Annotated in this window: 10 protein-coding genes; 2 read left to right on the forward strand and 8 right to left on the reverse strand. The window is 67.5% G+C overall.

Annotated features, from left to right (window positions below; all coding sequences use genetic code 11):
• Position 1: 1 nt before the first annotated feature.
• The 8 genes from J8I33_RS13680 to J8I33_RS13715 all read right to left on the reverse strand — a co-directional run bounded on the left by J8I33_RS13680 (position 2) and on the right by J8I33_RS13715 (position 7230).
• A complete protein-coding gene (locus tag J8I33_RS13680) occupies positions 2-982 on the reverse strand; it encodes a type II secretion system F family protein (protein WP_209925488.1) in 981 nt (326 codons plus the stop codon).
• Positions 975-2318 (reverse strand): CpaF family protein, encoded by a 1344-nt coding sequence (locus tag J8I33_RS13685; protein WP_209936901.1) that lies wholly within the window; start codon positions 2316-2318, stop codon positions 975-977. Before J8I33_RS13685 ends, J8I33_RS13680 begins: the two co-directional genes overlap by 8 nt.
• 3 nt (positions 2319-2321) lie before the next feature.
• Positions 2322-3560, reverse strand: coding sequence for a fimbrial protein (locus J8I33_RS13690; protein ID WP_050012502.1), 1239 nt, complete (start codon positions 3558-3560; stop codon positions 2322-2324).
• A 75-nt stretch (positions 3561-3635) separates the two neighbouring features.
• On the reverse strand, positions 3636-4967 hold the full coding sequence (locus tag J8I33_RS13695; protein ID WP_124593170.1) for a type II and III secretion system protein family protein: 1332 nt from the start codon (positions 4965-4967) through the stop codon (positions 3636-3638).
• A 22-nt stretch (positions 4968-4989) separates the two neighbouring features.
• Positions 4990-5892, reverse strand: a complete 903-nt coding sequence (cpaB, locus tag J8I33_RS13700) for a Flp pilus assembly protein CpaB (protein ID WP_209936907.1) — start codon at positions 5890-5892, stop codon at positions 4990-4992.
• A gap of 94 nt (positions 5893-5986) precedes the next feature.
• Positions 5987-6481, reverse strand: coding sequence for a TadE family protein (locus J8I33_RS13705; RefSeq protein ID WP_209925482.1), 495 nt, complete (start codon positions 6479-6481; stop codon positions 5987-5989).
• Positions 6478-6972 carry an A24 family peptidase gene (locus tag J8I33_RS13710; RefSeq protein WP_050012684.1) on the reverse strand — a complete coding sequence of 165 codons (495 nt, stop codon included), beginning with the start codon at positions 6970-6972 and terminating at the stop codon, positions 6478-6480. Before J8I33_RS13710 ends, J8I33_RS13705 begins: the two co-directional genes overlap by 4 nt.
• Positions 6973-7059: 87 nt before the next feature.
• Positions 7060-7230, reverse strand: coding sequence for a Flp family type IVb pilin (locus J8I33_RS13715; protein WP_209925480.1), 171 nt, complete (start codon positions 7228-7230; stop codon positions 7060-7062).
• Positions 7231-7905: 675 nt separating this feature from the next.
• Here J8I33_RS13715 and J8I33_RS13720 point away from each other — a divergent pair.
• Together J8I33_RS13720 and J8I33_RS13725 are read left to right on the forward strand one after the other, a co-directional pair.
• On the forward strand, positions 7906-9585 hold the full coding sequence (locus J8I33_RS13720) for a collagen-like triple helix repeat-containing protein (protein ID WP_209925478.1): 1680 nt from the start codon (positions 7906-7908) through the stop codon (positions 9583-9585).
• Between the two features lie 37 nt (positions 9586-9622).
• Positions 9623-10966 (forward strand): collagen-like triple helix repeat-containing protein, encoded by a 1344-nt coding sequence (locus J8I33_RS13725; protein WP_124556364.1) that lies wholly within the window; start codon positions 9623-9625, stop codon positions 10964-10966.
• The last annotated feature ends 95 nt before the right edge of the window (positions 10967-11061 follow it).

Consider the following 11061-nt stretch of genomic DNA (forward strand, 5'->3'; position numbering starts at 1 on the left):
TTCACCTCAGCCGCGCGAGCCGGTACAGCCAGAAACCGCCGACCGCCTGCAGCACGAACGCCAGATAAATCATCTGACGCCCGCTATCGTCGCTCCACATCGTCGTGAAATAGCGCGGGCTCGTGGCGATGACGAAGCTGCCGACCGCGATCGGCAACAGCGCCAGCACCCATGCGGACAGCCGCGTTTCGGCCGACATCGCGGACAGTTCGCGCTCCGCCTGCTCGAGATCGCGCATGAACGTCGACATCCGGTCGAGCATCACGTCCGCCCGCCCGCCGTAGCGGACCGACAGACGCAGCACCGCACCGACCAGTTCGAATTCGCGGATACGATAGGTGTGCGCGATGTGCAGCATCGCGCGATCGATCTCGACACCGGAGCGCAGCATCCGCGACACGTCGTCGAGGCAGCGGCGCAGCGGCATTTCGGTCGTCTGAAGCGCCGACTGGAACGCCGCCGGCACGCTGTTCCCGAGCGTCACGAGCCGCACGATCCCGTCGAGAAACGACGGCAACTGACGGACGATCTTCAGGCGGCGCCGGCTGATGCGCGACGTGATCCACAGCACGACGAGCACACTGCCGGCAACGACCGCCGCTGCCGCGGCGAGCACGCCGCCAGCCATGCCGGCCCACAGCGCGAGCATCACAAGGACCCCGAGCGCCAGCACGAGGCCGGTGCGCACTTCGTCGAGGCCCGCACGGTCGGACAGCACGGCCCATGCACCGAACGCCGACGCGCGCCATCGCGCGAACCCCTGTTCGGGCTCCTGCGCGTTGGCCGTACCGGCCGCCGGGGCGCGTGCGGTGCGCGTCTCGCCGGCCGGGGCCGCGGCGCGCGCGCCCTGTCCCACCCGGCTGTCGAAGAACCGCTGCGCATGCGCACGCCCTTCCCGCACCTGGCTTGCACGCCACAGCAGCAACCCGGCCGCCGCGCAGATCAGCGCGAACATCAGCGCGAGCAAGGTGGCGCTAGACATTGAAGCCTCCGCCTCGCCCGAAGTGGCCACCGAACCCGCCGCCGGACGACACCAGCGTGCTGCGGAAACGTGCCAGCTTCGGCGAATGCGGATGAATGCCGAGCGACTCCCAATGATCGATCTCTTCGCCCTCCGGGGTGACGCGCGCCTCGTAACGATACAGCTCCTGCGTCGACACGATGTTGTCCGACATGCCGGTGACTTCGGTGATCGACAGGATGCGGCGGCGACCGTTGGACAGCCGCCCGATCTGCACGATGAAGTCGATCGCGTTGGCGATCTGCCGCCGCAGGCTTGCTTCGGTGCCCTGAAAACCGGCGAAACCGGCCAGCATCTCGAGCCGGTACAGGCATTCGCGCGGCGAGCTGGCGTGCACGGTGCCCATCGATCCGTCGTGGCCGGTATTCATCGCCTGCAGCATTTCGAGCACTTCGCCGCCGCGCACTTCGCCGACGATGATCCGGTCCGGCCGCATCCGCAGCGTGTTCCGCAGCAGGTCGCGAATCGTCACGATGCCGCTGCCGTCGAACCCGCCGGGACGGCTCTCGAGCCGCACGACGTGCGGGTGATTCAACGACAGTTCGGCCGTATCCTCGATCGTCACGACGCGTTCCGCCATCGGGATGTGGAACGCCAGCGCGTTCAGCAGCGACGTCTTGCCCGAGCTGGTGCCGCCCGACACGAGGACGTTGCAGCGCGCATCGACCGCAGCCTCGAGCAGCCGGCCGATTTCCTCGTTGTAGGTGCCGTTGCCCAGCAGGTCCTCGGGCTTCAGCGGATCCTTGCGGAACTTCCGGATCGACACGACCGGGCCGTCGATCGACAGCGGTTCGATCACGACGTTGACCCGCCCGCCGTCGGGCAGCCGCGCATCGACCATCGGGTTCGATTCGTCGAGCCGCCGGCCGACCGGCGCGAGAATCCGCCGCACGATCCGCAGCAGATGCGCGTTGTCGGTGAAGCGGATCGGCAGCTTCGACAGGATCCCGTGGCGCGACACGTAGATGTCGTTGTAGCCGTTGATCAGGATGTCCTCGACATGCGGGTCCGCCAACAGGTCTTCGATCGGCCCGAAGCCGGCGAGCTCCTTCGTCAGCGCCTCGGCCACCGCGCGCACCTCGCTCTCGTTGAGCGGGATGCGCCGCAGCCGCACGAAGCTGTCGATTTCGAGATCGACGAACTGGTTGATCGCCTGTCGCGACCAACGGCCGAATTCGGCACCCAGTTCCTCGATCCGCGTGAGCAGATGCTCGTGCGCGGCATTCTTGATGTCGTGGAACTGTTGCGTTTGCGAGAACGGCGCTGCGCCGTCGGCAAATTGAATGTCGTGTGCCATCGCTTACGACCGCTTCGTTGAGGATTGAATGATTCGCCTGAGCGCCGAGAGGCCGCCGGCCGCACGCTGTGTCGCTCCGGGCGCCGGCGCGCCCGCGAGGCGCTCGACCAGCGGCCCGAGCGCGCGGACGTACGGATCGCGTTCCGCGACCTCGGCGATCAGCTTGCCCTGGTTCGCCGCATGCCCGATCGACACGCGCCGCGACGGCAGCGTCGCGACCAGCGACAGGTCGAGCCGTTCGGCGATCTGCGCGGGCATCAGCCCAAGCTCGGCGTCGAACTGGTTGACGACGAGCCGGATCCGGTCGGTCGCCGCGCCTGCCTCGCGCAACCCGTCCAGCATCTCTACCGCCGACACGACCGATGCCACGCCCTGGTCGCAGACCAGCCATGCTTCGTCCGCCAGGTTCACGACCTGCGCGATGAATTCGCGATTCGGGAAGCCGCCGAGATCGACGATCTGGTGATCGAAGAACGCGCGCAGCCGGTTCAGCAACGCCGCGCACGACGCCGTCGCCACGTCGCGCAACTCCGCGAGATTCGGTGGCAGCGTCGTCAACGCGACGCCGCTCGAATGACGTGCGAGCGCGGTCGTGACGAACGTGCGGTCGATCCGGCGCAGGTTGCGCACGGCCTCGACGAAATGGAATTCGCACCGCGTGTTCAGGAACAACGCGCCGTCGCCGGCCGGCAGCCCGAGATCGAGCAGCGCCGCCGTGCGCGCAGGGTCGGCCGGCCGCCGCTGCATCAGCACCGACAGGTTCGCGGCGAGCGTGCTCACGCCCATCCCGGCGCGTGCGCCGAGCAACGCGGTGACCTTCCCGTGACGGTTGGCCGGCTCGCTGACGTTGTCGAGCAATACGCGCGTGATCCGCAGCGCCTCATCGGCCGGCGCGGAAAAATCGACGAAATCGCGCACGCCCGCGCGCAGCGCGGCGAGTGCCCCTTCCGGTTGCGCGAGCGAGCCCAGTGCGACGACCGGCACGCCCGGATGCGCCGCGCGTACCGCGGCGACCACCGTGCTTGCCGCCGCGCAGTCACCGGAAAAATCGATGAACACCAGTGCCGGATTCAGCACGCCGATACGCTGCGACAGCGCGGCGCCGTCGAGCGGCACCCCTTCGACCGCGCCGGCGGACACGAGCGATTGCGACAGCCAGTGCACATGCTCCGCGAGCGCGGATGCACAGACGAAGTAGTCGGTGACGGCGGGCTCAGCCAAAGAGTAGGTTCTCGCATTCATCTTGGATACTCCCAATGAAGCAAGGCATCGCGTCGTACGCGACGGCCTGCGCGGTCCGGTAACGATTCGGCGCGCTCATTTCGAGAACCCCGGCCCCGCGTCCGGCGATGCCATGCCGCCCAGATACGAACGCCACACCGGACCGTCGCGCTGCTCGGACAGCTCGCCCGGCGTCGCCGGCAGCGGTGCACCCTGCGCGATCGGGGCAACGAGATGCGGCGTCACGATGATCACGAGTTCCTTGTCGTTCTGCTGGTAGCTCAAATTCTTGAAAAACGCACCGATGATGGGCAGATCGCCCAGGAACGGCACCTTGTTGACGTTGGACGTGGTCTCGCGGTCGATCAGGCCGCCGATCACGAAGCTCTCGCCGTCGCCGAGCTCGACCGTCGTGTCCGCGCGCCGCGTCGTCAGCGCGGGTACCTGCACGCCGTTGATCGTGATCGAATGCACGAAGTCGAGCTGGCTCGACTCGGGCGCGACCTTCAGCGCGATCCGCCGCGGGTTCAGCACGGTCGGCGTGACCGTGAGCCCGACGCCATAGGGTTTCCATTCGATCGAAATCGTGCCGAGCGATTGCGGCACCGGCACCGGAATCTCGCCGCCCGCGAGGAAGTTCGCGCTCTGGCCGGACAACGCGACGAGCGTCGGCTGCGCGAGCACGCGGGCCAGGTTGTTCGCCTCGAGAATCGACAGGTCGGCGAACAACCCGTGCGTCACCGAATTGACGACGAGGTTGAACGCCGACGAAATCGGCACGTTCGTGTTGTAGGTGAGCGAACCGCCCGGCGTACCGGTAATCGATGTGAGCCCCGTCGGCGCGAAGGCGCCGAACGCAAAGCCGTTGCTCTGCTTGAAGAAGTTCAGGCCCGCCTGCTTCAGCACCGAACGGCTGAATTCGACGACACGTACGTCGACCTGCACGACATTCTTGCCGGAGATCGTCGACGCATCGAGCGTCGTTCCGTCCTTGCCGCCGACCGTCTTCGCTGCGTGGACTGCCCGCTGATGTCCGTCGAGCGTTGCGGCCGCACCGCCGATCACCGTCGCGCCGCCGTACGTGTTCACGCTCGGCGACGCGCCGTCCAGCAGCGCCCGCGCCGCACCGCTCGTAACGTTCACGTTATAGACGGTCGGCTCGTCGCGGCCGCGCTCCCAGATCATCACGTTCGTCGCACCGGCATTCTTCGCCACCAGCAGCACGCCGCCGCGCCCGCCCTTCACGACGAGCACGTCGGCCACCGACGGATCGCCGACCGCGACCCGCTGCAGTGCGCGCCCCGTCGCAAGCTGCCGCTGCGCGCCGACCGCAAGGCTGATCGTGCCACTCGTGTCGGCCGCGTCCGACAGCGGCGGCATCGCCAGTGCGCTCAATGCAATCGCCAAACCAACCAGTTTCTTTTTCATTGTTTTGCCGTCTTCGTCCCGCTCAATAAGCGACCGTTTCGGTCCGCCCACCCCGAATGACTTCGATGCTGCCGCCGCTCGGATGCCGCGCGACCACCCGTGGCGCCGCACGCGGGGCCGGCGCCGTCGTCGCGCTCTTCGACAACTCGCCCAGCACCATGCCGGCCGCGGCAAGCGCCGACGGACTCTTGTCGTCGCCGACGCGAACGGCGACGGTTTGCGCCGCGACGTCGTTGTCGCGCGGACTACGCAGCGCGAGCACGAGCCGGCCGCTCTGCTCGGCGAGCGTCAGCGCGTCGACCTGCGCCGTGGGCACGGCCAGCACCGCGGTCCGCGTGCCGATCACCGAGCCGTTCGAGCTGTCCCGCTCGGTCGTCGCATCGCCGAACGACAGCACGCGGACCTTCGACATCAGCAGCCGCGCCTGAGTATTCACGATCTCGGCCGTCGACGTCCCGCCGATCGCCACGCCGGTCCCGTCGCGCTTCAGATTCACGAACACGTCGACATAGTTGCCCGGCCGCACGCGGTTGCCAACCGCGTTGGTCTCGTCGACCTTGATCGCCACGGCGCGCTCTCCCGGTGCAATCTGCTCGGCGAGGCCGGACGACAATGCGCTCCCGACGACGGCCGCCTGCGCGGGAATGTCCGCTGCCGGAATGCGGCCGACCAGTTGCAGCGGATCGGCGAACGCCCCCTGCGGAGCGGCGCTCGACTGCTGGACCTTCAGCGCATCGGCCGGAATCGGCTGGCCGGCTTGCAGTTGCCGCGTCGTCACGACGACCGGCACGCTCTGCGTCGCGACCGTCGACGCAACCGGCGCGACGTCGGCCGGCTTGCGACCGAGCATCCACGCATAGATGCCGAGCAGGATCGCGATCGCGATCAGCAAGCCCGCGATGATCTTCGTCAGGTTGTTGGCCATGGTGTTGTTATGCTTCCCCGCTACTCACGATTGAATTCTCCGCGCGACGTCGCCGACCGGGCGCCCTCGACCGGCACGGCGCGGTCGCCGCCGTCTACATGATGTTGACCGGGCTGATCTGCACCATCGCGGTTCCGGTGAGTGTCGACGGCACCGGCAACAGCGAACCGAGCAGCGGGAACGACGGAATCAGCGGGCTCTGCGCGTACGGGTAGGTCAGCGTGATCTGGACGCACAGCATCGTCGCGTCGTACGAACAGTTACCTTGCTGCGTGGGCGAGCATGTCGACCCTTTCAGCCAGGTGGTCAGGTTCGTCGCGGCCGTGCATGCGGCCTGGGCCCGCGCCGCCAGCGCGGCTTGCTGCGCTGCCTGCACCGATGCGGCCGCACCGACCTGCTGATAGTTCAACGCGGCGCGCGCGCCTTCCGTTGCGGCAAGCGTCAGATTTTGCTGGGCCGCGAAGATCATCCCGTACGTGATGATCGCGTACAGGATCAGGAAAAACACCGGGAGCATCAGCGCAAATTCGATCGCCGTCGCGCCACGCTCGCGACGCCGCGTCCCGGATGCCGGACGAACCGCCGTCATTGCACTCCCCCGGTCGCGATCCGGTACAGGCACCACAGGGCCGCGGGGATCACGAGAAACGCGGCATACGGCGAGGCCCGGAAACCGGCGATCTGCATCGTCGGGGAACGCCGCTGCCACAGGGCCGACACCGGCGTACGGGTGGAGAAGACCAGCATGCCCGCATGCGCGAATGCCAGCAGGCTTGCGACGATCCAGAGCCACAGCAATGCTTGCGGGCCGCACCACGCGCCCAGCACCGCGAATACCTTGACGTCTGCTGCGCCCATGACGCGCAGCACGAAAAACGGGAAAAGACCGAGAAAGCCGACCAGTACGCCAATGAGCGCCTGATTCACGGATATGCCTAATGGATTATGTCCGGCGAGCACAAATGCGGATACGAACCCACCGATCACCAGTGAATTCGGTATGCGCCTATGCCGGATGTCCTCAAGCGCGACGAGCGTCGCCCACGCGAGGAAAACCCCGACGCCAGTTAGCAGGATCATTTACGCCCCGAACGGCAAAACTTACCGCGCGGATTGCCGAAGCAATCCGCGCCCCTGACAACAGGGAAATGAGCAAAAGCTCGTTCGTTATGCCTTCGGTAGCTGGCTCGCGATGTAGCTGAACGCCCCGGAAATGCCGCCCGTCAACGTGCCAACGGCAGTGACGAGAGCAACGGCGATCAGCCCTGCGATGAGGCCATACTCGACTGCGGTAACCCCGTCTTCTTCCTTAAGGAAACGCTTGATGATTGCTTTCATTTTATTCCTCGTGCCTGTATTTACGTTTTCTGGCCTTTATACGTATACATCCCCGCATTCTGGCCGTTTGCCCCAACCGTTCGTCACATCTGCTGTAACGTCAACCGGGTGCGCTTTCTTTATAGGTCGCCCCGAAGGGCATTGCTCACGATTTGATGCAAGTTAACATTCGCGATAGCGCTCCTCCTCGAACGTAGTGTACCGAACCGTACATTTCCTTACATCTGCTCCCAATTCTATATCCGTTCCTATTTAAATTCCAACCTCTTTTAACCGCTCTGACGGAAAAAAAAGACCAGGAGCACGACGTATTTGTACGGCGTTTCGGTACGACTTACACATAGGATTTACGATAGGTTAGATGTGCACACCTAATCCATCAGTAAAACCATTGCCGTGTCCACCAAGCCTGCGTGGGGCCCACGTTACGCCGCACGCGTAACGCCAATGTTGTGACGTTACGTTACGAAACGGCCGAAACCGTTCTCATTCATCTGCTTTTAAACAGATTCAACAATCTTTCAATTCCCGCGACTTCCTTTTCCGACAAGGAATTGCCACGTTTAAAACCTGTTGTCGAACCATCGGCCATCGAAATGGCACGACAGTTGCAGAGTAGTCCTCGCATCACTCAACACAACGCAGTTCACAACACATTTTTAATGCGAGGAAGAAATGGACATTAAGGTTATCCCTCATGGCGTGTTCCGGACGACTCTGATCGCGGCCACCGTTGCAGCCATGCTCTCCCTCTCCGCGTGCGGCGGCTCCGGTTCGATCAGCAAGGGCATCAGCGGCGGCTCCAGCTCGGGCGGCGGCGATACGATCTCCACGTCGGGCGGCAACGGCTCGAGCGGCACCTCGGGTACGAGCGGCAGCTCCGGCACCAGCGGAAGCTCGGGCACGAGCGGCACGTCCGGCACCAGCGGCTCCTCGGGTACGAGCGGCACCTCGGGTACGAGCGGCACCTCGGGCACCAGCGGTACGTCGGGTACGAGCGGTACGTCAGGCACCTCGGGTGTCTCGTCGAACGCAGTGGGAACTGTCCTCGCACAAAGCGGCAATATCATCACGAATGCCGGCGGCGCCGTCTCGGGTCTCGGCACCGTCATCGCCGGCCAGTCGCTGCCGGGCGTCAATCCGGGCACCACGCAAGCCGCGGGCGGCATCGTGCAAAGCGTAGGCGGCGCGGTCACCGCGCTGGGCAATGGCCTCGGCAGCGGCCTCGGCCAGCTCGGCGCGACGAAGGATCCGGTCGGCACCACGGTCGCCAGCACCGGCGGCGTGGTCAATCAGCTCGGCGGCGCAGTCACGCAAACCGGCAATCTGGTCACGAGCCTCGGCAGCGGCCCGCTGTCGCCGCTCGCGCCGGTCACGGGCGCCGTCGGCGGCCTCGTATCGACGCTCGGCGGCGCCGTGTCGAACGGCGGCACCACGCTCACCAACGCGCTGTCGACCGGCCCGATCCAGCAAGTCACGCAAACGGTCAGCTCGGCCATCACGCCGATCACGACGATGGTCGGCCAGACGACGCAGACGATCGGCGCGGCAACCGGCCTCGGCGCACCGGTCAACACGCTGCTCGGCACGATCGGCAACGGGCTGAACCAGGCCGGCGCGCTGATCGCATCGACGGGCGGCAACCCGGTCACCACGGGCCTCGGCGGCACCGTCTCGTCGACGGGCAACACCGTGAAGGCCGTCGGCGGCCTGCTCACGGGTGGCACGGGCGGCGTGACGAATCCGCTCGCGCCGCTCGCCGGCCTCCTCGGCACCGTCGGCGGTCTGGGCGGTGCAGCAGGCGGCACGAGCGGCGGCCCGCTGGCTCCGGTTACCGGCCTCGTCTCCACCGTCACCGGCGCGCTCGGCGGCGCCGCAGGCGGCGCAGGCGGCGGCCCGCTGGCTCCGGTCACCGGCCTCGTCTCCACCGTCACCGGCGCGCTTGGCGGCGCCGCAGGCGGCGCAGGTGGCGGCCCGCTGGCTCCGGTCACCGGCCTGGTCTCCACTGTCACCGGCGCGCTCGGCGGTGTGGCGGGCGGCGCGGGCGGCAGCCCGCTCGCACCCGTCACCGGCTTGGTCTCCACCGTGACGGGCGCGCTCGGCGGTGCGGCAGGCGGCAGCGGCAGCCCGCTCGCCCCGGTGACGGGCCTCGTCTCCGCGGTCACCGGCGCGCTCGGCGGCGTAACGGGCGGCGGCAATCCGATTGCAGCGCCGGTCCCCGCAGCCACCAGCACCGTCGGCGCGCCGGCGCTGAGCGGCGGCACGGGTGCCGTCACGAGCTCCGGCTCCGGCACGAACCTGCTCGCACCCGTCACGTCGCTGATCGGCGGCTTGCTCGGCGGCACGCACAAGTAATCCGACATCCATTCATCGACAAGACAGCGAGGAGTCCATCATGTCCCAGCGTTCCAACACGACGACCACCCTGCGCCAATGGCGCGTACCCCTTACCGTTTTCGCGACGGCCTGCCTGCTCGCCGCGTGCGGCGGCAACAGCGTCAGCGCGCCGCCGAGCGGCAGCACCAGCGGGACGAGCGGCACCAGTGGCACGAGCGGTACCAGCGGGACGAGCGGCACCAGCGGCACGACGACCGGTACCAAGGGCGCCGTCAGCACGCTCGGCCAAACCGCCACCGACCTTGGCAGCACCATCGGGAACGTCAGCCTGCCGGGCCTCGGCGACGGCGTGACGAAGGGCGTCGGCAGCACCGTGTCGAGCACCGGCACGATCATCGACGCGGCCGCCGATGCGTTGAGCAACGGGCTCGGCCAGACCGGCTCGATCAAAGATCCGGTCGGCACGACGGTCGCCGGTCTCGGCAACGTCGTCGGCGCGACGAGCAACACGGTGTCCGGCCTGAGCTCGACGGTCAAGGCGCTGGGCGCGGGCCCGCTGGCGCCGCTCGCACCGGTCACGACGCCGGTCGGCACCGTGCTCGACACGGTCGCCAACGGCCTGACGGCCGCCGGCACGACGATCGGCTCGACGCTGTCGTCGGGCGCCGTGCAGCAGGTCACGCAACCGATCAGCTCGGCGATCACGCCGCTCGTGATCACGGCCGGCCAGGTCACGCAGCAGGTCGGCACGACGACCGGTCTCGGCCAACCCGTGTCGGGCCTGCTCGGCCAGATCGGCGGCGCGATCAGCTCGGCCGGCAAGCAGGTCGGCGGGACGTCGAGCCAGCCGCTCGTCGGCGACGTCGGTCAGCTCGTGACCGCGGTCGGCAATACCGTGACCAACGCGGGCGGCCTCGTCAATCCGAACGGCCCGAACGGCGCAGCACCGATCCCCGGCCTGATCACAAGCCTCGTCGGCGGCTCGACGGCAACCGTCCAGAACGGCTCGTCGTCGGGTTCCGCTTCGACGAATCCGCTCGGCGGCCTGCTGTCGGGTCTCGGTTCGACACCGCTCGGCTCGCTCACCGGCGCAACGGGCGGCTCGGGCAGCGGCCCGCTCGCACCGGTCACGGGCCTCGTCTCGACGGTCACCGGCGCGCTCGGCGGCGCGACGGGCGGCGCAGGCAGTGCAAACCCTCTCGCGCCCGTCACCGGTTTGCTGAATACTGTCACCGGAGCAGTGGGCGGTGCAGCAGGGTCCGGGGGCTCGAGCCCGCTCGCGCCGGTCACGTCGCTGGTCGGCAGCGTGTCGGGTACGGCATCGTCGGGCAGCGGTTCGACGGGCCTGCTGGCACCGGTCACGGGGTTGCTGGGTACGCTGGGTAGCGTCGGCAAGTAAGGAGGACGGTCGCGTCATCGCAGCCGGAGCGAATGACGCGGCCGTACGAACACAACCGGCATGGCGGCACGCGGCGGGGGGGGCCCCGGGGGGGG

The organism is Burkholderia sp. AcTa6-5 (assembly GCF_017815075.1).
GTDB lineage: Bacteria > Pseudomonadota > Gammaproteobacteria > Burkholderiales > Burkholderiaceae > Burkholderia > Burkholderia sola.

Bases quoted from the DNA above. Each gene is read 5' to 3' on its own strand.
- J8I33_RS13715 (WP_209925480.1), bottom strand. From the start codon at position 7,230: ATGAAAGCAATCATCAAGCGTTTCCTTAAGGAAGAAGACGGGGTTACC.
- cpaB (WP_209936907.1), bottom strand. From the start codon at position 5,892: ATGGCCAACAACCTGACGAAGATCATCGCGGGCTTGCTGATCGCGATC.
- J8I33_RS13685 (WP_209936901.1), bottom strand. From the start codon at position 2,318: ATGGCACACGACATTCAATTTGCCGACGGCGCAGCGCCGTTCTCGCAA.
- J8I33_RS13695 (WP_124593170.1), bottom strand. From the start codon at position 4,967: ATGAAAAAGAAACTGGTTGGTTTGGCGATTGCATTGAGCGCACTGGCG.
- J8I33_RS13680 (WP_209925488.1), bottom strand. From the start codon at position 982: ATGTCTAGCGCCACCTTGCTCGCGCTGATGTTCGCGCTGATCTGCGCG.
- J8I33_RS13720 (WP_209925478.1), top strand. From the start codon at position 7,906: ATGGACATTAAGGTTATCCCTCATGGCGTGTTCCGGACGACTCTGATC.
- J8I33_RS13710 (WP_050012684.1), bottom strand. From the start codon at position 6,972: ATGATCCTGCTAACTGGCGTCGGGGTTTTCCTCGCGTGGGCGACGCTC.
- J8I33_RS13705 (WP_209925482.1), bottom strand. From the start codon at position 6,481: ATGACGGCGGTTCGTCCGGCATCCGGGACGCGGCGTCGCGAGCGTGGC.
- J8I33_RS13690 (WP_050012502.1), bottom strand. From the start codon at position 3,560: ATGAATGCGAGAACCTACTCTTTGGCTGAGCCCGCCGTCACCGACTAC.